This is a genomic window from Ramlibacter lithotrophicus, from assembly GCF_012184415.1.
Classification (GTDB): domain Bacteria; phylum Pseudomonadota; class Gammaproteobacteria; order Burkholderiales; family Burkholderiaceae_C; genus Ramlibacter; species Ramlibacter lithotrophicus.
In genome coordinates this window covers 1-20,735 of the sequence record NZ_VTOX01000007.1, presented here as the reverse complement: position 1 = coordinate 20,735, position 20,735 = coordinate 1, and the positions used below count along the sequence as shown (strand labels likewise).

Annotated in this window: 25 protein-coding genes and 1 tRNA gene; 12 read left to right on the top strand and 14 right to left on the bottom strand. The window is 67.4% G+C overall.

Features of this window, described 5'->3' with window-relative positions; translation table 11 throughout:
- Positions 1-92 precede the first annotated feature (92 nt).
- Positions 93-1,106, top strand: a complete 1,014-nt coding sequence (hrcA, locus tag RAMLITH_RS17695; protein WP_168108771.1) for a heat-inducible transcriptional repressor HrcA — start codon at positions 93-95, stop codon at positions 1,104-1,106.
- A 12-nt stretch (positions 1,107-1,118) separates the two neighbouring features.
- Positions 1,119-1,195, top strand: a tRNA-Ile gene (locus RAMLITH_RS17690).
- Between the two features lie 656 nt (positions 1,196-1,851).
- Here RAMLITH_RS17690 and RAMLITH_RS17685 read toward each other — a convergent pair.
- Entirely contained in the window at positions 1,852-2,331 is a 480-nt protein-coding gene (locus RAMLITH_RS17685) for a hypothetical protein (RefSeq protein ID WP_168108770.1), read from the bottom strand.
- Between the two features lie 91 nt (positions 2,332-2,422).
- Positions 2,423-3,373, bottom strand: coding sequence for a rhodanese-like domain-containing protein (locus RAMLITH_RS17680; protein ID WP_168108769.1), 951 nt, complete (start codon positions 3,371-3,373; stop codon positions 2,423-2,425).
- Positions 3,374-3,672: 299 nt separating this feature from the next.
- Between RAMLITH_RS17680 and RAMLITH_RS17675 the strand changes: the two genes are divergently transcribed.
- The 6 genes from RAMLITH_RS17675 (at position 3,673) to RAMLITH_RS17650 (ending at position 9,842) form a co-directional block, all read left to right on the top strand.
- A complete protein-coding gene (locus RAMLITH_RS17675; protein ID WP_168108768.1) occupies positions 3,673-5,061 on the top strand; it encodes an aminotransferase in 1,389 nt (462 codons plus the stop codon).
- Positions 5,052-6,176, top strand: a complete 1,125-nt coding sequence (locus RAMLITH_RS17670) for an ABC transporter ATP-binding protein (protein WP_168108767.1) — start codon at positions 5,052-5,054, stop codon at positions 6,174-6,176. Before RAMLITH_RS17675 ends, RAMLITH_RS17670 begins: the two co-directional genes overlap by 10 nt.
- A gap of 29 nt (positions 6,177-6,205) precedes the next feature.
- Complete coding sequence (locus RAMLITH_RS17665) at positions 6,206-7,255, top strand: ABC transporter substrate-binding protein (RefSeq protein WP_168108766.1); 1,050 nt, start codon at positions 6,206-6,208, stop codon at positions 7,253-7,255.
- A gap of 23 nt (positions 7,256-7,278) precedes the next feature.
- Positions 7,279-8,457: an ABC transporter permease gene (locus RAMLITH_RS17660; protein WP_168108765.1), complete on the top strand. Its 1,179-nt coding sequence runs from the start codon at positions 7,279-7,281 to the stop codon at positions 8,455-8,457.
- On the top strand, positions 8,457-9,269 hold the full coding sequence (locus RAMLITH_RS17655; RefSeq protein ID WP_168108764.1) for an ABC transporter permease: 813 nt from the start codon (positions 8,457-8,459) through the stop codon (positions 9,267-9,269). The genes RAMLITH_RS17660 and RAMLITH_RS17655 overlap by 1 nt, the downstream gene beginning before the upstream one ends.
- 150 nt (positions 9,270-9,419) lie before the next feature.
- Positions 9,420-9,842 (top strand): hypothetical protein, encoded by a 423-nt coding sequence (locus tag RAMLITH_RS17650; protein WP_168108763.1) that lies wholly within the window; start codon positions 9,420-9,422, stop codon positions 9,840-9,842.
- A 58-nt stretch (positions 9,843-9,900) separates the two neighbouring features.
- On the opposite strand, the gene RAMLITH_RS17645 is transcribed toward RAMLITH_RS17650, so the two are convergent.
- From RAMLITH_RS17645 to yghU, 7 genes are all read right to left on the bottom strand, one after another.
- Positions 9,901-10,470 (bottom strand): DUF488 family protein, encoded by a 570-nt coding sequence (locus RAMLITH_RS17645; RefSeq protein ID WP_202883296.1) that lies wholly within the window; start codon positions 10,468-10,470, stop codon positions 9,901-9,903.
- A 176-nt stretch (positions 10,471-10,646) separates the two neighbouring features.
- Positions 10,647-11,072 (bottom strand): universal stress protein, encoded by a 426-nt coding sequence (locus RAMLITH_RS17640; RefSeq protein ID WP_181956433.1) that lies wholly within the window; start codon positions 11,070-11,072, stop codon positions 10,647-10,649.
- 14 nt (positions 11,073-11,086) lie between these two features.
- Positions 11,087-11,797, bottom strand: coding sequence for a TerC family protein (locus RAMLITH_RS17635; RefSeq protein WP_168108761.1), 711 nt, complete (start codon positions 11,795-11,797; stop codon positions 11,087-11,089).
- Between the two features lie 121 nt (positions 11,798-11,918).
- Positions 11,919-13,325 (bottom strand): sensor histidine kinase, encoded by a 1,407-nt coding sequence (locus RAMLITH_RS17630; protein ID WP_168108760.1) that lies wholly within the window; start codon positions 13,323-13,325, stop codon positions 11,919-11,921.
- Positions 13,312-13,989 carry a response regulator gene (locus RAMLITH_RS17625; protein WP_168108759.1) on the bottom strand — a complete coding sequence of 226 codons (678 nt, stop codon included), beginning with the start codon at positions 13,987-13,989 and terminating at the stop codon, positions 13,312-13,314. Before RAMLITH_RS17625 ends, RAMLITH_RS17630 begins: the two co-directional genes overlap by 14 nt.
- A gap of 110 nt (positions 13,990-14,099) precedes the next feature.
- A complete protein-coding gene (locus tag RAMLITH_RS17620; protein ID WP_168108758.1) occupies positions 14,100-14,732 on the bottom strand; it encodes a glutathione S-transferase family protein in 633 nt (210 codons plus the stop codon).
- A gap of 27 nt (positions 14,733-14,759) precedes the next feature.
- A complete protein-coding gene (gene yghU / locus RAMLITH_RS17615; RefSeq protein WP_168108757.1) occupies positions 14,760-15,635 on the bottom strand; it encodes a glutathione-dependent disulfide-bond oxidoreductase in 876 nt (291 codons plus the stop codon).
- Between yghU and RAMLITH_RS17610 the strand changes: the two genes are divergently transcribed.
- The 4 genes from RAMLITH_RS17610 to RAMLITH_RS17595 all read left to right on the top strand — a co-directional run bounded on the left by RAMLITH_RS17610 (position 15,634) and on the right by RAMLITH_RS17595 (position 17,833).
- On the top strand, positions 15,634-16,209 hold the full coding sequence (locus RAMLITH_RS17610) for an HU family DNA-binding protein (RefSeq protein ID WP_168108756.1): 576 nt from the start codon (positions 15,634-15,636) through the stop codon (positions 16,207-16,209). The genes yghU and RAMLITH_RS17610 overlap by 2 nt on opposite strands.
- Before the next feature lie 211 nt (positions 16,210-16,420).
- Entirely contained in the window at positions 16,421-17,053 is a 633-nt protein-coding gene (locus tag RAMLITH_RS17605; protein WP_168108755.1) for a hypothetical protein, read from the top strand.
- Positions 17,054-17,063: 10 nt separating this feature from the next.
- Positions 17,064-17,513 carry a hypothetical protein gene (locus RAMLITH_RS17600; RefSeq protein WP_168108754.1) on the top strand — a complete coding sequence of 150 codons (450 nt, stop codon included), beginning with the start codon at positions 17,064-17,066 and terminating at the stop codon, positions 17,511-17,513.
- Positions 17,504-17,833: a hypothetical protein gene (locus RAMLITH_RS17595; protein ID WP_168108753.1), complete on the top strand. Its 330-nt coding sequence runs from the start codon at positions 17,504-17,506 to the stop codon at positions 17,831-17,833. Before RAMLITH_RS17600 ends, RAMLITH_RS17595 begins: the two co-directional genes overlap by 10 nt.
- Here RAMLITH_RS17595 and RAMLITH_RS17590 read toward each other — a convergent pair.
- From RAMLITH_RS17590 to RAMLITH_RS25855, 5 genes are all read right to left on the bottom strand, one after another.
- Complete coding sequence (locus RAMLITH_RS17590; protein ID WP_168108752.1) at positions 17,830-18,177, bottom strand: hypothetical protein; 348 nt, start codon at positions 18,175-18,177, stop codon at positions 17,830-17,832. The genes RAMLITH_RS17595 and RAMLITH_RS17590 overlap by 4 nt on opposite strands.
- Before the next feature lie 8 nt (positions 18,178-18,185).
- Positions 18,186-19,406 (bottom strand): IS1595 family transposase, encoded by a 1,221-nt coding sequence (locus RAMLITH_RS17585; RefSeq protein ID WP_168108751.1) that lies wholly within the window; start codon positions 19,404-19,406, stop codon positions 18,186-18,188.
- Positions 19,407-19,408: 2 nt separating this feature from the next.
- Positions 19,409-20,107, bottom strand: a complete 699-nt coding sequence (locus RAMLITH_RS17580) for a hypothetical protein (protein ID WP_168108750.1) — start codon at positions 20,105-20,107, stop codon at positions 19,409-19,411.
- The gene (locus RAMLITH_RS17575; protein ID WP_168108749.1) at positions 20,107-20,406 is read right to left on the bottom strand and encodes a hypothetical protein; all 300 of its coding nucleotides are present in this window, start codon (positions 20,404-20,406) and stop codon (positions 20,107-20,109) included. The genes RAMLITH_RS17580 and RAMLITH_RS17575 overlap by 1 nt, the downstream gene beginning before the upstream one ends.
- Before the next feature lie 93 nt (positions 20,407-20,499).
- Positions 20,500-20,735: LexA family protein (locus RAMLITH_RS25855; RefSeq protein ID WP_420376921.1), on the bottom strand; the 236-nt coding region annotated here is incomplete at its 5' end.

Below are 20,735 nucleotides of genomic sequence, written 5' to 3'. Positions count from 1 at the left end.
CGGCGAAGCCGCGCCCGCCGGCCGCGGGTGTGGCATCCACGGCGAATCTCGCGGAACCAGGCGATTTCACTAGAATCCATCTACCCAACGCCATGCTGGATGACCGTGCCAAGTTGTTGCTGAAAGCGCTGGTCGAGCGCTACATCGCCGAGGGCCAGCCGGTGGGCTCCCGCACGCTCTCGCGCGCCTCGGGCCTGGAGCTGTCGGCCGCGACCATCCGCAACGTGATGGCCGACCTGGAGGACCTGGGCCTCATCGCCAGTCCGCACACTTCCGCCGGCCGGGTGCCTACCGCGCGGGGCTACCGCCTGTTCGTCGACACCATGCTGACGGCGCAGCGCGACCAGATCCTGGCCACCCCCAGCCTGGTCGCCGACCAGCCGCAGAAGGTGATCACCAACGCGGCGCAGCTGCTGTCGAACCTGTCGCACTTCGTGGGCGTCGTGATGGCGCCCAAGCGTTCGTCGGTGTTCCGCCACATCGAATTCCTGCGGCTGTCGGAAAAGCGCTTCCTGGTCATCATCGTCACGCCCGACGGCGACGTGCAGAACCGGGTCGTGTTCACGGCGCAGGACTACACCCAGGGCCAGCTGATCGAGGCCGCCAACTTCCTCAACGCCAATTACGCGGGGATGGCCATCGAGCAGGTGCGCGAGCGCCTGAAGGCCGAGGTGGAGAGCCTGCGCAGCGAGATCGCCACGCTGATGCAGACCGCGGTGGACGCCAGCTCCGAGGCCATGAGCGAGCAGGACGAGGTGGTGATCTCCGGCGAGCGCAACCTGCTGCAGGTGCAGGACTTCTCCAGCGACATGAGCCACCTGCGGCGCGCCTTCGACCTGTTCGAGCAGAAGACGCAGCTGATGCGCCTGCTGGACATCTCCAGCCAGGCCGCCGGCGTGCGCATCTTCATCGGCGGCGAAAGCCAGGTCGTGCCGTTCGAGGAACTGTCCATCGTCAGCGCCCCGTACGAGGTGGACGGCCAGGTGGTGGGCACCGTCGGCGTGATCGGCCCGACCCGCATGCCTTACGACCGCATGATCCAGATCGTGGACATCACCTCCAAGCTGGTCAGCAACGCGCTGAGCCACAACCGCGGCGGCTCTTAGAATCCTCGGCGGGGGGCGTTAGCTCAGTTGGTCAGAGCAGAGGACTCATAATCCTTTGGTCGTTGGTTCAAGTCCAACACGCCCTACCAATAAGACAAGGTACGTACCTGAGACACGGTTAACAGGTTGTGCCGGTCACATGGTTAACACTCGAGGCCCGAAGGGATTATCCCCGGGCTCACGGTGCTGAGGTTGACCTTCGTTCTTTCCGTGCAGATGCGGCGCACTTGGTGACGGGGTGATGATGCGGTCATCGAACGGCCATCCAATCGGATAGACCCGCATAGGATCGCCGCGAAGGTGGGTCAGAATCCATCGGCGCCGACAGACTGGAGGTTAGCCCGTTGTCGCAGATGCGCGCCCGTAACGCTTGCGGTACCAATCGGGACGTTACGGAGCGAGCCTTCCTGAAGCAACTGCGGCGAAAGTAACGATGCGCAGATGTTCATGCTTCGCGAGCGCGACCAGTTTTCGAGACGAGTCCACAACCATTGGATACCGTCACGACCGCGGAGCTGCAAACCGTGGTCGGCGCCCGCTAACTGCATATCGCAAAATGGAGCCGGGCGATCGCGGACCCGGTGCGCAAACTGCTGGTAGGCGGCTGGTGGGACCAGCAGGTCTGACTCTCCCCAAGCCCGCAACAAAGGCCACGGAGCATTGAAGAGCGGTTGGGTCTCCGCTCCTCCGCGGGCGAGAAGCAGGCGCGGAGGCGAAACGCCTCGCTGGATCGATCTCCTCAGCTCTACCGAGCTGGGAGGGCAGCGTCCTCGTTCAGGCAGTCTTTCGACTGGCACCCTGGCTCCAAGATTCCCTGTATCTTCGACGGATCGATAGGAAGCTCCGTCCTGAAAAACAGCTTTCCAGCGTCACTTCTGTACCACTCGTACACCTTGACTTCCCAGTAGGCATTGGACCGTTTGCCATGGTAGAACGAGCTGTCGGCTGCAGCCAGCGGATAGCGCTTTCCGTCAACTACTAACTGGAGCGACTCAAAGCGGCAGTTGCTTGGCTTCTGAATTTCTATGACCACGCCGCCTTGTGCCAGCCAGACGCCGGTGCGATAGGTGGCGCAGGTACCCTTTCCAAACGGGATGCGGGTGGAGTCCACCTGCTGCTGAAGCTCGGGGAAGTCGGCCCCGAGAGTCGGTTGAGATATCGCAATCAAGACAGCAGCAACGGTCGAAAGAGTCAGGAAGGGGATGGGCTCTCGATTCTGCGACATGGTTTCTCCTGCCGATCTGGCATGACTTGTAGACTTGCGTAGCTGGGGTTTGCCTTGTTTACCGCAGTCAGAGGGTGTCCCGCTTCCGTGGCTATGGCCGATAAAGATCGCCGATGACCATAGGCAGTCGCGCAGCTTTCCACGCGTGGAGCCCGCCGCGGTACCAATGCACGCTCGTATAGCCTTCTGCGAGTGCGCGCAGCGCGCCGTTGTATGAAAGCCAACACTCCGGATTGAGGCAATAGAACACGATGGGAGTGGCTTTGTCGCCACTCGTGACGTCATTCAGCAGTGCGGCGAAATCGCGTTCATCGTTGGCGAATACCTGCCCCTGACCGAAGCGGGATCCGGCCCACACCGCGCCTGGCAGGCAGTGCCGCTTGCCGGGCTCGCCGTCGAGGAGGTCAACAACGACCGGTGGGTTGCTGCTCGTCAGCCATTTCCAGAGGTGAACGGTGGTGATCGTGGTTCCGCCGGGCACGATGAGCGGTGTTTTCGCGTGGTATGTCTTCGAGAGACTCGCGGTTGGGGCGACTGCGAAATCGCGGGTCTCGTCGGCGAAGCTGTCCGCCTCAGTCAACGTGATCTGGCCGGTTCTTTTCAACGAGACAGCTCTTGAGGGCCCAGCTCGGGGCTCGAAAGTGCCCGCCATCTCGTCGTCAGCACGAACAACGGCTCGAATGAGCACCCTTGCAGGGGTTGTCAGCTCCATCGTCACTTTGTCGGCCATGTTCTCTATCCTGAGCGGGACCGGATCCATGGCGCCGTCTGTCCATCCATACGCGGCTGCCCAGAGCCAGCGCCGCGGGCGAAGAGCGAACGGGTACAGGACCAGTTCTCGGCGGCGGCCGTCGCCGTCCACGCTCACAGTCCACCGTCCTGAGAGCGCCACCGCGTTGTGTGGAATTGCGTCTGGCAAGGCCACCGGCGGAAAACGAGCGACAGCACTGTCCGCTGGCTGCGCGCTGCATACCGTATTCATGGCCAACTGTGAGATGGCCAGCAGCAGCCAGCCAACAGTCGCACAAAGCTTCGTGTGCATGGGCGCCTTCCATCGCGAGATTCGCAATCCTTCGCTCGTCGGCACACGCCATTGTTGAGACAGGTCAGGATAGCTGCGGTTCGACCCTGGGGATTACCCGTACGATCGATCCTCGATGAAAGCGGGCTCCGTCGTCAGTCGTGACCGCGGTGATCCGCGTCACCACTACCTGCTTCGGGTGGAAGTCCGGCTGCGAGGATGCGTGTATCAAGCGTCCCGAGCGCGGTGCAGGTTTGCGCGATTGCAGACCTCTCCGATCTCCTCCATGATCAGCCCGCATTCCGACGACGAGCACTGACATGGACGCGCCCACCCTCCCGATCTCGCCCGCTGGACGCAGCGACCTCACGCACCACCTCCACCCTTACACCCAGCTGCGCCAGCTCGAACGGGAAGGGCCCCTGGTCATCGTGCGCGGCGACGGCGTGAACGTGTTCGACGAGCACGGCAATGGCTACATCGAAGGCATGGCCGGCCTGTGGTGCGCGTCGCTCGGGTTCTCGGAAAAGCGCCTGGCCGATGCCGCCTATCGGCAGATGACGACGCTGCCTTACTACCACTCGTTCTCGGGCAAGGTGCCGGGGCCGGTGGCGGCGTTGGTCGACAAGCTGATCGAATGGGCGCCGGTGCCCATGGGCCGGGTGCTGTTCGCCAACTCGGGCTCAGAGGCGAACGACACCGCGTTCAAGCTGGTGCGCTACTACAACAACGCGCGCGGCCGGCCGCTCAAGAAGAAGATCATCGCCCGCAACAAGGGCTACCACGGGGTGACCATGGCCGCCGCGTCGCTGTCCGGGCTGCCGATGATGCACCAGCACTTCGACCTGCCGCTGCCGGACGTGGTTCGGGTGAGCTGTCCGCACTTCTACCAGTTCGGGCTGCCCGGGGAAACCGAGGCGCAGTTCGTCGACCGGCTGGCGCAGGAGCTCGAGGACACGATCCAGCGCGAAGGGCCGGAGACGGTGGCCGCGTTCATCGCGGAGCCGGTGCAAGGCGCCGGCGGCGTGGTCGTGCCGCCGGCCGGCTACTTCGCGAAGGTCCAGGCCATCCTGAAGAAGCACGACATTCTGCTGATCGCCGACGAGGTGATCACCGGCTTCGGGCGGCTCGGCCAGCCCTTCGGCACGCAGGTGTTCGACCTCAAGCCCGACATGATCACGGTGGCCAAGATGCTGACCTCGGCCTACGTGCCGATGTCGGCGCTGTACGTCAGCGACCAGATCTACCAGGCAGTGGCCGATGCCAGCGCCGCCGTCGGCGTGTTCGGTCACGGCTACACCTACAGCGGGCATCCGCTGGCCTGCGCCGTGGCGCTGGAAACGCTGCGCATCTACGAGGACGACCGGATCGTCGACCACGTGCGCGAGGTGGCGCCGCGGCTGCAGGACGGGCTGCGCAAGTTCGCCTCGCACCCGCTGGTGGGGCAGGCGCGCGGGCTGGGGCTGATCGGCGCGCTCGAACTCGCTGCTGATCCGGCGCAGCGCAAACCGTTCGAGCCGGCACGCGGCGTCGGCGCGTACTTCGTGCGGCGCGCCCAGGCCCATGGACTCATCGTCCGCGTCCTGGGCGGCGACATCATCGCGTTCTCGCCGCCGCTCGTCATCACCGAGGCCGAGATCGACGCGATGCTGGCGCGCACCGAGCTCGCCCTGGCCGACACCTGGGAGTGGGTCAGGACATGGCGCTGATCGAGTTCGATGGTGTCTGCAAGCGCTATCCCGGCAGCCATGCCGCTGCCGTCGACGAGCTCAACCTGCACATCGAATCCGGCGAGTTCCTGACGCTGCTCGGTCCCTCCGGCTCGGGCAAGACCACCACGCTGATGCTGCTGGCCGGCTTCGAGGCGCCGAGCTCGGGCGCGATCCGGCTGGACGGCGTGCCGATCGAGCGCCTGCCGCCGCACCTGCGCAACATGGGCGTGGTGTTCCAGAGCTACTCGCTGTTTCCGCACATGACGGTGGCGCAGAACGTGGCCTTTCCGCTGTCGGTGCGCAAGGTGCCGGCGCAGGCCATGTCCGCCAAGGTCGAGGCGGCACTGGCCAAGGTGCACCTGCAGGATTTCGCTGAACGCAAGCCGCACCAGCTTTCGGGCGGCCAGCAGCAGCGGGTGGCGCTGGCACGGGCGCTGGTGTTCGAGCCGCGCGTGGTGCTGATGGACGAGCCGCTGTCGGCCCTGGACAAGAAGTTGCGCGAGGAGATGCAGCTGGAGATCCGCAAGCTGCACCGCGAGCTGGGCGTCACGATGGTGTTCGTCACCCACGACCAGTCCGAGGCGATGACCTTGTCGGACCGGGTGGCCGTGTTCAACCACGGACGGATCGAGCAACTCGCGGCGCCGCAGGTGCTGTACGACGCACCGGCCAACCCCTTCGTCGCCAACTTCCTGGGCGACAACAACGTGCTGAGCGGCACGCTGGCGGTGGCCGCGTCCCCGGAGACGGCCGCGCCGACGGCGAGCGTGCGCACCGGCGCCGGCCACACGCTGCAGGCGCGGATCTCCGGCGCGGCCAGGCCGGTTGAGAACGCGCCGGTGCAGCTGTGCGTGCGCCCCGAATTCCTGCAGGTGGCGGTGCCGGGCGACAGCCGCACCGTCCCCAACGCGCTGGACGTCACCCTGACCGACATCATCCACCAGGGCGATCACTGGCGGCTGGTGGCCCGGCTGCGCGGCGCGCAGGAGAGCGCAGCGAGCCAGGGGCGGCCATGGTTCGCGAAGATCAGCCCGGCGGCCCTGCCGGCCGGCCTGGTGGTGGGACAGAACCTGTGTCTGGGCTTCCGGCCCGAAGACGCATGGATCTTCTGAAGCGTTGCTCTTACTGGAAGGAGACAGCCATGACGAAGCATGTGTACGCAGTGGTGGCCGGCGCCCTGGCGCTGGCCTGCCTGGGCAGCCAGGCGCTGGCGCAGTCGCGCGACCTCAACGTGGTGTCGTGGGGCGGCGCGTACCAGGACGGCCAGAAGGAGGTGTTCTTCAAGCCGTTCAACGCCACCGGCACCAAGGTGACGGACGAGGCCTGGGACGGCGGCCTGGGCGTGCTGCGCACCCGGATCAAGGGCGGCAACAACACCTGGGACGTGGTGCAGGTGGAGGCCGACGAGCTGGAAGTGGGCTGCGACGAGGGGCTGTACGAGAAGCTCGACGTCGGCCGCATCGGCGGCGCGGGGCGCTACCTGCCGGGGACCGTGCACCCCTGCGGCGTGGGCGCCATCATCTACAACCTGGTGCTGGCCTACGACGGCGACAAGCTCAAGACCGCGCCGGCCGGCTGGGCCGATTTCTTCGACACGCGCAAATTCCCGGGCAAGCGCGCCATCCGCAACGGCGCCAAGTGGAACCTGGAGGTGGCGCTGATCGCCGACGGCGTGCGAGCGGCCGACGTCTACAAGGTGCTGCGCACGCCAGAGGGCGTGGAGCGCGCCTTCAAGAAGCTCGACAGCATCAAGGGCGACCTGGTGTTCTGGAAGAGCGGGGCCCAGCCGCCGCAGATGCTGGCGGCGGGCGACGTCGTGATGACCACGGCCTACAACGGCCGCATCACCGCGGCCAACGAGAAGGACAAGAAGAACTTCAGGATGGTCTGGAAGGACACCCCGTACACGATGGACAGCTGGGTCATCATGAAGGGCACGCCGCAGAAGGCCAACGCCGAGAAGCTGATCGAGTTCATGGGCCGCCCCGAGAACCAGGCCAGGCTGCCGAAGTACGTGCGCTACGGCGTCACCGCCGCCGCCGCGGCGCCGCTGATCGACAAGTCGCTGGTGTCCGACCTGCCGACGAACCCGGACATCCTGAAGCTGGCCTTCGCCGAAGACCCGAAGTTCTGGATCGACAACGGCGACAAGCTGGCCGAGCGCTGGACGAAGTGGTCCGGCACGAAGTAGGCCGCCTCGCTCGCTGAGCCGCCATGCCGCAGCACCAACGGACCTTCCTGCTGCTGCCCCTGGCGGCGTTCCTGCTGGTGTTCTTCGTGGCGCCGCTGGCGTGGCTGCTGTCGCTGGCGGTGCGCGAGGCCGAGGTGCCGCGCGCGCTGCCGAGGACCGTGGCGGCGCTGCACGACTGGCGGCCCGGCCAGCCGGTGCCGCCGCCGGTGTTCGCCGGCCTGGCGCAGGATCTGGTCGAGGCGCGCGCCGCGAGCACCCTGGCCGATGCCGCGCGCCGCCTCAACTACGAGGTGAACGGCGTGCGCAGCACGCTGATGCGCGCGGCCCGCGAAGTGAACTCGGCCGGCGCCGGTGCCGCTTTCGACGCCGCGTTCTTTGCCGCGGTCGACCCGGCGCTGGCCAGCCCCGACTTCTTCGCCGCCGTGCAGCGGGCGCGCGGCCCGGTCTCGGCCTACTACCTGCTGGCGGCGTTCGACCTGGGGCGCGATGCGCAGGGCGACGTCGAGCGCGTGGCGCCCGCCAACCGGATCTACGTCGACGTGCTGCTGCGCACGCTGGGTATCAGCGCCAGCGTCACCGTGCTGTGCCTGCTGCTGGGTTTTCCGGTGGCCATGCTGCTGACCCAGGTGAACGACAAGACGGCCGACTGGCTGATGATCCTGGTGCTGCTGCCGTTCTGGACTTCGCTGCTGGTGCGCACCGCGGCGTGGGTGGTGGTGCTGCAGCGCGAAGGCATGGTCAACGGCCTGCTGCTGCGGCTGGGCGTCATCAGCGAGCCGCTGACCCTGATCTACAACCGCACCGGCGTGCTGATCGCCATGACGCACGTGCTGCTGCCGTTCATGATCCTGCCGCTGTACGGCGTGCTCAAGGGCATTCCGCCGCACTACATGCGGGCTGCCGCCAGCCTGGGCGCGCCGCCGGTCACGGCGTTCCTGCGCGTCTACCTGCCGCTGGCCGCGCCGGCCATCGCGGCCGGATCGCTGATGGTGTTCATCCTGGCGATGGGTTACTACATCACGCCGGCGCTGGTGGGCGGCGGCTCGGACCAGATGCTGTCGTACTTCGTCGCCACCTACACCACCGACACCGGCAACTGGGGCCTGGCCGCCGCGCTCGGGCTGCTGATGCTGGTAACCACGCTGGCCCTGTACGCGGTGGCGCACCGGCTTTCGGGCGGCCGCGCGCTGTCGATGGGGTGATGCACGTGCGGCGCTGGCCCGGTCCCTGGAAAACGCTCTACTGGCTGTTGTGCGCGTGCGTGCTGGTGTTCCTGCTGGCGCCGATCGCGGCGGTGATTCCGCTGTCGTTCTCCAGCGGTTCCTTCCTGACCTATCCCTTGCCCGGGCTGTCGCTGCGCTGGTACCAGGAGGTGCTGGGCGGCGGCAGGTGGCTGCGCGGGCTGGGCAACTCGCTGCTGGTAGGCGCCGCGGCCACCGTGCTGTCGGTGCTGCTCGGCACGCTGGCGTCGCTGGGCCTGATGCGGCAGCGGGCCTGGTGGAGCGACGCGCTGAAGATGGTGGTGCTCTCGCCCATGATCGTGCCGGTGATCCTGATCGCGGTGGCGTCGTATTTCTTCCTGGCGCCGCTGTCGCTCACCAGCACCTACACCGGCCTGATCGTCGCGCACACCGTGATCGCCGTGCCCTTCGTGGTGGTGCCGGTGCTAACGGCGCTGGAACTGCTGGACCCGAACCTGGCGCGGGCGGCCGCCGCCTGCGGCGCCACGCCGCGGGTTACCTTCCTGCGCGTCACGCTGCCCGGGATCATGCCGGCCATGGGCTCGGGCGCGCTGTTCGCCTTCGCCGCGTCCTTCGACGACGTGGTGATCGCCCTGCTGATCGCCGGGCCCGACCAGCGCACCTTGCCGCGCGAGATGTTCTCGGGGTTGCGCGACAGCATGACGCCGGCGCTGACAGCGGTGGCCACGATCATGATCGTGTTCTCCACCACCTTGTTCCTGTTGATGCAGGCGCTGCAGCGCCGCGCCCGCCGGGTCACCCGCGCGGCTTGAACCGCCCGGACGGCGCGTGCCAAATACCGCGCCGCGCCGCCGCCGTCAACACTTTTCAAGACGGTTGCAAACTCGCTGTTGCTCCGGCATATCCGCTACGAACGCTTACGCGGGCGGCGAACAAGAATCGACGCATAGAAGACCTGATCTATGCGACGCGAAGCCCGAAAGAAACTGCTGGCCGATTACGCGGTGGCCCTGGTCGCCGAGCGCGAGTCGTGGGGACGCCTGCACGAGCCCGACCTGACCGAGGCGGAGCGTTGCCGGATCCTGGGCGAGTGGAAGCAGGTCGCCGCCGGCCTCAAGACCCTGGCGCGGCAACTGCGCGACGTGCCCGCCGATTCCGCCCTCGCGCCGGCGCGATCCCTCCGCGCCGATGCCGGCTCCGCCGTGGCGGCGGAAGCGGCGGACGATTGGGAGTTCATGGCGGATGCAGCGCCCGCGCCAGACGCGTCCAGCGCGTCCGCACCGCGCCGGCCCTTCCACGCGCATTGCCTTTTGACGAGCTTGCGGCTCGTGGCCGTGTTGCGCGCCCGCCTGGAGACGGCCGTGCCGCGTCTCGGCTCGCTTTGAGGCGACTCGGTCCGCGCCGGCCGGTTGGCGCCGGCCGGTTACGTGGTGACCGGCCGCTTCAGCCGTCTTCGCAGCAGTCAGCAGGCGCCGGCTCCGCCGGATACGCCAGCTCGCCGTCCACGATCCGCGCCGGCGCCGTGTACGGATGCGGCTTTCCCGCGCCTTCGCGCATGATGTGGACGACCTCGAATCCGAGGAAGCGCAGCGCGTCGGAGATGAGTGCCCGGTGGCAGCGCCACCACAGCAGCTCGGAACACATCACCGCCGTCGGCATCGCCTGCGCGATGTTGACCAGCTCCACCAGCCCCCCGGCGAATTCCTCGCTCCACATGAACGCGGCATAGGAGCGGAACGACGCGTTGCGCCAGCCCAGTTGCTGCGAGCCCGGGTCGTCGCGCCGCCTGCCGCCGAGTTTCGCCAGCCAGGCGTAGGCTATGCCGTTGACAGCGAGGCTTTCGGCGAGCGCCGGTCCGCCGAACTGGGGATGCTTGCGCGAGCCCGGAAAGCGGCGCACGTCGGCGACCGCCTCGACGCCGTGCGCGCGCAGGGCCGCGATGAATTCGCCGGCGCTGGAGTTCGAGTGCCCGATGGTCCAGATCCGGACCGGCGCGGCGGGCGGCGCAGGCACGCCCGTCATGCCTTCGGGGCGCGGCCCGGCGGGGCGCCTCGTACCGGCGGGACGTGGAGCTTCGTTCTTCGTCGGCATGGCAAGTCGCGGGGACTTGCCGCAATCTATCACGTGGTGATGCTTCCCGCGTGGGCGCGGAGGCCCCGCCGCCCGGCGCGAGCCGCCGCGCCGCCGGCTCAGGAGCCGATCACCTGGCAGTCGTTGCCGCCGCCCAGGATCTGCCGTACCTGGGTCGCGACGGAGCCGAAGACGCCGCGGCGCGCCTCGCCGTCGCCGCCCATGATGACCCGCTGGCAGCCGAACTCGCGGGCGGCGCGAGCGATGGTGTCCGCGCTGCGCCCGACCATGACGCTCGAAGTGAACGGCACGCCGGCGGTGCGCAGGAGGGCCTGCGCGGGCTCGAGGTCCTCCAGCCCCGCGGCCTGCTGGATCTGGTGCAGCTCGCCGCGGCCGAAGAACATGGCCACGTGGCCGGACACCTTCGGCTGCACGCTCAGGAGATGCACGGACGCGTTCTCCCGCCGATGGATCTCGGTCGCCTGCGCCAGTGCGGCGCGCCACCGGTCGGGATTGCCGTGGATCGGCACGAGGAGCTTGGTCATGATGGTCTCCAGGTTCAGGCCGCCGTACGGTCGCCGACCGGTTCGATCGCGCCCTGCGCCGCGGCGCGGATCGTCAGCCACTTGCCGGTGGCAACCACCAGCGCGGCCCCGATCGCCGGCGCCAGCATGTGCAAGGTGTGCTGGCCTTCGGCCCAGTCCTTCACCGCCGGATCGGACAGGGCCATCTCGCCGGCCACCCAGCCGAGCAGGCCGGCGCCGATCGTGATGATCACCGGGAAGCGGGCCATCAGCTTCAGGATCAGCGTGCTGCCGTAGATGATCAGCGGGATGCTGATCACGAGGCCGATCACGAGCAGCGGAACGTTGCCCTTGGCCGCGGCGGCCACGCCGATCACGTTGTCCAGGCTCATCACGAGGTCGGCCACGATGATCGTCTTGATCGCCGCGGCCAGGTTGGCGTTGCTCGAGAGCTCTTCGCCGTCGTCCTCGCCCTTGAGCAGCCCGACGCCGATCCACAGCAGCAGCACGGCGCCGACCAGCTTGAGGTAAGGCAGGGTGAGCAGGTAGACGGCAAAGAAGGTGAGCACGACGCGCAGGACGATGGCGCCCACGCTTCCGAACACGATCGCCTTCTTCTGCTGCCGCTGCGGCAGGTCGCGGCAGGCGAGCGCGATGACGACGGCGTTGTCGCCGCTCAGGACGATGTTGATCAGGATGATCTGGAACAGCGCGACCCAGAATTCCGGGCTGGAAAGCAAGGACATCTTTTCTCCTCGAAAGTGGCCGGCACGCGGATGCGGCCGATGACTTTCGAGGGTAGGGAGGGGCGCTTACGCCCTCCTGCCGCCCTGCTGTCGTGAAGATGTCGCCAAGCTTTCGCCGCGCTTACGGCGCGGGACGCGGCGGCGGCGGAAAGTGGACGCTGAACGTGTTGCCGACGCCGTCCACGTCCTCTTCCAGGTTGATCCGGGCGCCGTGCAGCGTCGCGATCTCGCTGACGATCGCGAGCCCCAGCCCGCTGCCGTCGGCGTGCGTCCCGAGCAGCCGGTGGAAGCGCTCGAAGATGCGCTTGCGTTCGGCCACCGGGATGCTGGGGCCGTCGTCGCTGATCGACAGTTCCGCGGCGCCGTCGGCGGAGCGCCGCGTCGCGACCGTGACGCGCCCGCCGCGCCGGCTGTAGCGCACGGCGTTGTCGATGAGGTTGTTGATCAACTCGCGCAGCCGGTCCGCGTCGGCGGTGATCATGAGCGGCCCCTCGCCGCCCTCGAACCCGAGGTCGACCCCGTGCCTGAGGGCCTGCGGCACCCACTCCATGCTCGTTTCCAGGGCCAGCACGTCCAGGTCGAGCGACTGCATCTGCACGGCGTCGATCGCCCCCGGCTCGTTGCGGGCCAGCGCCAGCAGTTGCTGCACCAGCCGCGAAAGGCGGTCGACGCCGACGTAAAGCTGCGCGAGCGAATGGTGCAGGCGCTGCGGTTCCGCTTCGCGCAAGGCGAGTTCGATCTGCGCCTTCAGGCCGCTGACCGGCGTCTTCAACTGGTGCGCCGCGTCGGCGATGAAGCGGCTCTGGAAGTCGAGCGTCTTGCCCAGGCGCAGCATCAGTTCGTTGACCTCGTCGACCAGCGGGCGCACCTCGCCCGGCACGCGGCTGGCATCGATCGGGCTCAGGTCGACGTGCGAACGGCGTGCGACGTCGCGCCCCAGGCGGCTGAGGGGCGCGAGCCCGTGCCGCACGCCCAGGTAAACGGCGGCCGTCGCCAGCAGCACCAGCAGCAGCTGGGGGACCATCGCCGTGGCCATGATGTCCCACGCCAGCCGCTGGCGCTTGTTCAAGGTTTCGGCCACCTGCACCAGGACGCTGGGCGACTGCGGTCCCTCTTCGTAAGGCAGCCAGGCCGCCGTCACGCGCACCGGCAGTCCGTGCAGCACCGAGTCGTAGGAGACCGGCTTGCCGTGCCTGGCCGGGTCCGCCGGCGGCGGCGCGATGTCCGGGTCGCCGCCGATGACGGTGCCCGCGGCCGAAGTGATCTTGATGAACAGGCGGTCGTCCTGGTCCACCAGCAGGATCCGTTCGGCGGCGGGCGACAGGTCCAGCCTGGGCCCGGCGCCGTTCGGCTTGACGTGCAGCACCACTTCCCTGGCGATCTCCTGCAGCGATCGGTCGTGCGCCAGGTTGGAAAAATTGGACGAGGTCCAGTAGGTGGCCGCCGTGTCGAGCACCAGCAGCGCCAGCAGGGGGCCGAGCAGCCATCGCAGCAGCTTGGCCTGCAGCCGCGGCTCACTCCGCGTCATCGACGCGTTCCACCAGGTACCCCATGCCCCGCACGGTGCGGATCTCGCATCCGAGCGGCTCGACCTTCTTGCGGATGCGGTGGACGTAGACCTCGATCGCGTTCGCGCCGACCTCCTCGTCCCAGCCGTAGAGGTGGTTGACGATGTGCTCCTTGCTCACCACCCGGCCTTCGCGCATCAGCAGCAGTTCCAGCACGGCGAGTTCGCGCGCGGACAGCTCCACCGGGGTCTTGTCGTGGAAGACGCGGCGGCCCACGGTGTCGAAAGACAGGCGCCCGTGCCGCAGGTAAGGCGTGGCGCTGGTGCTGCCGCGCCGCAGCAGCGCCCGCACCCGGGCCTCGAGCTCGGGCAGGTCGAACGGCTTGGTCAGGTAGTCGTCGGCGCCGAGGTCGAGCCCTTGCACCCGGTCGCGCAAGGTGTCCATCGCGGTGAGCATCAGCACCGGCACCCGCGAACGCCGGGCGCGCAGGCGCCGCAGGACGTCCAGTCCGCTCAGCCCCGGCAGGCCGATGTCGAGGATCGCCAGATCGTAGATGTCGGCGGCCAGCGCCCGGTCGGCCTCCTCGCCGGTCTCCACCACGTCCACCGCATGGGCGGACTGGACGAGGGCGCGACTGAGGGCATCGGCGAGGATGCTGTCGTCTTCGACGAGGAGTATTCGCATTGGGGGCCGACCCTGGCTCGCAAAGCGGCAATGCTACGTCAAGGCTCCAGGCGCCGGTTTGCCGCAGCGCAGGAGCCGTGCGCGCCGGGCGAGGCGAGCGGTCCGCGGCTCTACGGCGCCATCGAGGGCCGCTGCCCCATCGCGGCGCGCCAGCGCAGCAGGTGGGGGTGCTGCTCGCCGGGCTTGACTTTCACCACCCGCGCGAAGTCGACCGCCACCACCGCCGTGATGTCGGCCACGCTGAACCGGCCGGCGGCAATGAAGTCGCGGCCGGCCAGCCGCTCGTTCAGGGTCGCGAAGAACTGCTGCACGCGCGCCAGGCCTCGCTGCGCCAGCTCGGGAATCTGCGCGTAGTCCACCGGGCCGGGCAGTGCGCGGTTGGCCATGGCCGGCGTTCCGTTGCGCAGCGTCTCCGCGATTGCGAGCAGGCCCTCGAATTCGACGCGCCAGTTCCAGGAAGCGATCTGCGCCTTCGATTCCGGCGTGTCGCCCAGCAGCGGCGGCTGCGGGTAACGCGCTTCCAGGTAGGCCGTGATGCCGGCGTTGTCCGTCAGCACCAGGCCCTCCTCGGTGCGCAACGCCGGAACGGTGCACTGGGGATTGATGCTGCGGAAAGCCTCGCCGAACTGCTCGCCGTTGCGCAGGTCGACCTGCACCGTCTCATGGGCGACGCCTTTCTCGGCCAGCAGGATGCGGGCGCGGCGCGGGCTCGGCGCGGTGGCGCAGTCGTACAAGGTGATCATGGCAACTCCGTGCAACGGGAAAGCGCGTCAGCGCGGCGCCGCCAGCTTGTCCTGCGTCTTCGTGTCGAAGTCGCCGGCGTCGTGGCGCTCGTGCAGCTGGCTGGCCGGCTGGCCCCAGGTGCGGTTGACCATGCGGCCGCGCTGCGCAGCGGGCCGCCGCGCGATCTCGTCGGCCCAGCGCAGGACATGCTGGTACTCCTGCACCTGCAGGAACTCGCCGGCCTCGTACAGCTGCCCCTTGACGAGCGCGCCGTACCACGGCCAGACGGCGATGTCGGCGATGGTGTACTCGTCGCCCGCGAGGTAGGCGCTCTCGGCGAGCCGCCGGTCGAGCACGTCGAGCTGGCGCTTGGTTTCCATGGCATAGCGGTCGATGGCGTACTCGATCTTGACCGGCGCATACGCATAGAAGTGGCCGAAGCCGCCGCCCAGGAAAGGTGCGCTGCCCATCTGCCAGAACAGCCAGGAGAGGCACTCCGCCCGAAGCGCCGCGTCGGCCGGCAGGAAGGCGCCGAATTTTTCGGCGAGGTACAGCAGGATCGCGCCCGACTCGAACACGCGGATCGGCGTCGGCCCGCTGCGGTCCGACAGCGCCGGTATCTTGGAATTGGGATTGACCGCGACGAAGCCGCTGCCGAACTGCGCGCCCTCGTTGATCGGAATGAGCCAGGCGTCGTATTCCGCGCCGGCGTGCCCGAGGGCCAGCAGTTCCTCCAGCATCACGGTGACCTTGACGCCGTTCGGCGTCGCCAGCGAATACAGCTGCAGCGGATGGCGACCGACCGGCAGTTCCCGGTCGTGGGTCGGTCCGGCGACCGGACGGTTGATGTTGGCGAAGCGGCCGCCGTTGTCCCGTTTCCAGGACCAGACGGCGGGCGGCGTGTAGCCGGAAGAATCAGTCATGTTGCCACCAGTTTACCGGCGGGTCCGGTCGCCTGCTGCGCGATGCGGCGGCTTTGCGGTGGACCGGCAACAAGCCGCCGGGCGCCGGCCGGTACACTCTGCGCGCCGCTCGCGTCGAGCGGCCACTCGCGCAACTCGGGTGTCACTTTCGGAGAACTACTACATGAATCGCATCGAACTCGTCCAGGCCATCGCCGACAAGCACCAGCTTTCCAAGGCAGAAGCCGGCCGGGTACTGGACACCGTGATCGACAGCATCGTCGCCACCGTGAAGAAGGGCGGCACGGTGTCGCTGGTCGGCTTCGGCACCTTCAAGCAGGTCGCCCGCGCCGCGCGCACCGGCTACAACCCGCAGGCCGGCACCAAGATCAAGATCGCCGCGGCCAAGGTGCCGAAGTTCACGCCGGGCTCCGGCTTCAAGGCGGCCGTCGACGCGAAGTTCGCCAAGCGCAAGGCCGACAAGGCCGCGGCCGCACCGAAGGCGAAGAAGGCCGCGGTCAGGAAAGCCGTGGTGAAGAAGCCGGTCGCCAAGGCGCCGGTGGCGAAGAAACCCGCGCTGCGCAAGGCGGCGTAAGCCGGCCGCGTCCGCAGACGCTGCCGCCTGCACGAGAACGCGAGAAAGGCCACCTGCGGGTGGCCTTTCTCGCGAGCACGGGTGTTAATCAGCTGATGGCCCAGCCTTGAGTCTGAGCACCCAAAAGTAAGCCGTCCTTCGTAACTGAAGGGCGGCTTTTGCTCTGGTGGGGTCGCTTCACCTCGGTACCGTCACGAAATGGACCGCAGAAGTGCACCGACAGAACACCGACCCCACTCTGAAGTGGCTGCTCAACGAGCGCGCTGCCCTTGTGGGACGAATCGCCCGGCTTCAGGAGAGTGCCGCCGCGGCACAGGCTCCCGCGGAGCGGGCGCAGCGCCGGGCGGAGGAACTGGCAGCGCTGGTCGCCGCCCTGACAGCGAATCAGCAGGCCGCAGTCGAGGAGCTGGCGGCTCTGGATGTTGTTCTCGCAGCGAGCTATCCAGCAGTGAACCCTGCAGCTGGCGGAGTCGTCAGGGCGACCACCGGCAAGTACGGACACAGGGGCGCCTTGAGGGAATTCCTGCTGTCGCAGCTGCGGCGGGTGGCACCCAAGTCGGTAGGCACTGGTGCGCTGGCCCGTCTGGCTCTAGCGGAGTTCAACCTGCGGCCCCTGACAGAGCGCGAGCGAACGAACTTTCGCAAGCAGCTGCGCATTCAGCTGCGCAAAGAGGCCGCTGTCGTCGAGGAGCTACCGGTCCCCGGCCAGTCCGGGGCGGTGCAGTGGCGATGGCGCGCACAGCCTTCCTTTGGTGACATCGCCCGCGAGCTGAATCGTGGCCAGGACGCGTACGCCATCGGGCCTGAAGTGGGTTGCCAACGAACTGGCAGCCCTCCAGGGTGAACTCGACCGATTGGACCAGCAGATGCAGGAGCTTCAAGCCCGCCGCGCACGCTTGGAGGTACAGCGCGCGTCCCTGAACCAGGTCGGCCGGGTCATGGGCATATCCGAGCTGCAGGCGCTCGTGCCCACGGTTCGAGTCCACAAGGCATACGGCGGGCGTGGCTTCCTGGTTGACTGGGTTCGGGGCGTCTTGAAAGCAGCGGCACCCCACGCTGTCGACATGCGCACCCTTGTGCTCATGGCGGAAGAACAGTTCGGCCTCGAGCTACCAACGCCCGAAGCCCGCGACCGGTACCGGAAGAACACCCTTGGCCGCGCCGTTCGCAAGCTGCTGGAACTCGGCCTCGTGGAGCGCCTGCACGACCCGCAGAGCGCCGGCGGCCCGGGCCTGTGGAGATGGGCAGCCGATGATGTGCCTAGCCTCCGGCGCCTCGAACAGGAGCGCCAGGCATGGCTTTGACGATGACCCGCACGCGGACTCAAACCGCGCTCACCACCTTGTGCAGGCTGATTGCAAACGTCCACGGCGAGCTCGAGTTCATCGACTGGGCTATGCGTCTTGGCGAGCACCAAGCCTATCCCGTGCTGGAGGCAAAGAAGCAAGCCCTAGAGAAGCAGCGGGACGCGCTGTACGTCACGCTCCGCGTGTTCGACCCGCGCCTTGACCCACAAACCATCGGTGCCTTGAACGAGTGGCTCAAGCCCTTTGGCCGGAAGGTGACCACGGGAGCAGTGCGGCGGTATGTCCGGGCGAACATGATGCCGGCGCGCGGAGGCTAGCGCACGCCGGCGAGAAGCACCTCTTCGAGCTCCGACGTCACTTCGCGCTCGTCGCGCAACCCGTGACGTCGCTTCCAAGCACTCCAGGTGGCGAACGCATCGGGGTTCAGCCCCGGCCGCTTGCCCAGCTCGTAGACCCGGCCGCTGCGCGTCACCGCCTTTCTCGCCACGGGGTCGAGCTGGACCACCGGTGAGCTGACCTGTCCCCTGCCACCTTCCAGGCGCCAACCAACCAGATGCCACGTCCACGGCCTGTCCGGGCCATCGAAAGGCACTTCAAATGCCATCCAGGCATCGAGCGTTCGTTCGGTCGCCGAGTCGATTGCTGCCAAGTGCCAGGTCATGTCCGCTCCTATCGTGGTGGCCGGGGCTTCCAGCCCTTGCGCTTTCCGCGTCCCTTGGCGGGCTGATTCCCTTCGAGCAGCAACTCGTGGTCGCGGTGCTTGCCCTGGAAGAATCCGCGCCACCACATCGACATGCCGGCCGCGCATGCGTACCGTAGAAGGCTCAGGAAGCGCTTGCCGGTTGGCGTTCGTCGGTAGTCGCTGCGCCAAGCCTGCTCCACCGAGTAGTCGTGGGTGTACTTGCCGCTCTGGTTCAAGTAGATGCCTTCTGCGCCGCGACGCAGGCGCGAGTTCAGGCTTTCGGCCAGGTTGTTCGAAATGCCACCCGGCTTGCTGTAGCCCACCGAGTGGTTGATGGTCTCGTGCTGGGCGAACAGCGCCCCGAACGCGGCGTAGGACGGGTCCTCGTCGGTCATCATCACCGACTCTGCGGAGGCATGGCGCGTTGCCATGGTCGTCACACTGACGCGAGACTCCGTCTTGGAAATAGCGATGCGAGTCGCCGCGCTGCCCAGGCCAGCGCTCTCCCCGCGCTGCACCATGGCGATGATGAGACGCCGGTCGATGGGCTGCTTTGCAGCTTTGCCCCACTTCGGTGGGGTGGGAGGCCCCACAACTTCTTCGCCGTCCTTCGGCTTGAGCAAGAACTCAGGGATTTTGGGGCCGCTGCCAGCCGCCGCCTTGCCGCCAAGCGGCTTGTTTCGCTTCTCGCGATAGCGTCGGCCGTTCACGTCCATGCCGTCCATCTCGTGGGTGCCGGCGAGCATGCCCACGTTAAAGCTGCGCACAAGGCCCTCCCGAAACCGGTGCAGAAGCGTGAAGACCGTGTTGTAGGCAACACCCCAATCCCGGCGAAGCTGCAGCGCGGGCATCCCGGATGCTCCGTTCGACCAGGACAGCGCAATCTGGAAAATCTTCTTCAACGGCAGCTTGTGGTCGGCCAGGCCCGTGCCCGATGTGGCGGAGAAGCGCTTGCCGCAGCACTTGCACTTCCAGCGCAGCTGCTCCTTCGACCAGTAATGCACGTCCACGGTGCCGCAGTGCACACACGGCATCTGTGTCGTCGACCCCCAGTTTGCCTCCGCCATCATCATCACGGCTTGGAGTTCAGTCAGGCGGGCAATGTGCTCCTGCGTCAGGTCGACAGCTCGCTTGCTCAGGTGCCAAGATGCCGTCCCCGTGCGGCTACGCAGAGGGAAGTTGCCAGGAGGAGTCGCCGCTGCACTCATGGTCAGCCTCTCGTGAGGAAGCGGGCGTAGTCCTCCGCTTTGGGCATCGGGTCGGGAGACGTGGTCCCCGCCGGCGCGCGGTACCGGTCGAAGCCGGTGCGAGCCGGCTCCTCAAGGTTCTCGATGTCAAACCGCTCAACACCGTCGACCTTGATGGCGGGCGGCAGGATGAGCGCCGGCCGGCGCCCCAACGTGTCCTTGCCGAACAGCGCCCAGCACAGAGCGCGCAACACCAAGTCGGCGTGTACCAGTCGCTTCGTGCCGTACTCGAAGGTGGCGCTGCGCCGGCCAAGAATGTCTTCTTCGAGGTTCACCGTGTACAAACCTCGCTTGCCAGCCTGCACGATTTCGCCGGTGGCAATCTCGAAGCCAGGCCCCTCTTCCGCGGTCGAGCGAAAGACGGCAATACACAGCTTGGTTGCATAGGCGCAGCGCCGGTCCACGGGGCCTGCGGGTGGAGCTTCATCGGCCTCGTACAACGCACGGGTCAGCGCCCTGGCCACGAGGTCCCAGAGGCTCCCGGACCAGCGCGGGTAGCCCTTGACGGCGTCGCGGCGGGCCTCCCCGTAGCCTTTCACCAGGAGTGCGATGTCGTAGTCCGCCATGTACGAACGCTTGGCGTACGCGATGTCCAGCACGGCCAGCTGGTTGCCGGGGTTGCGCTCGTCGAGCGCGCCGGAGTGGATGAAGACGTGCAGCATCAGGCCACCTCGACGGACCAAGTCTGTCCGTATTCGACCCGCTCGTTGCGCTCCGTTCCGATGAGGGTCATCTTGCCGTCCGCGGCGAACACCAGGCGCGCGTCCGAGAGCGCCGGCAGGATGTCCCGCTCTGCGTCCCGGGTGATGTCCAGCAGCCGCGCCCGGAGAACCTGCCGGTGCAGAGCCGGGTCGCGTTCTTCAATGACGCGCAGTTCGCCCACACGGGGCGGCAGCTTGCGCAGGTCGTCCTGGTTGAGGCTTTGTCCCTGATGGCGCAGCGTTCTAACTTTGACCTTCATCTTCGTGTCCTTTGACCTATCGCGCGTCTAAGAACCCGGCCGCTTTAAGCGGCTCGTTTTAGGCTGGAGAACTGCTTTTCCGGCCTGCATCACCTATCTCCGGTACGTCCGGCACTGGCCGACCACGACGCCCAGAATCTCCAGCTCGCCTTCCGGAAAGATGTCGGAGTAGTCCGGGTTGGCCGCCTGCAGGTAGAAGCGGCTGTTGATGATCACTGAAAACTGACCCACCTTTGAGGGGCGCGATCGGCCAAAACTGACCCACGTGTAGACACTGGCCTGCTCAGGAAATGAGCAGGGGAAGCAGGAGTGATCAACGTGAGCATGTT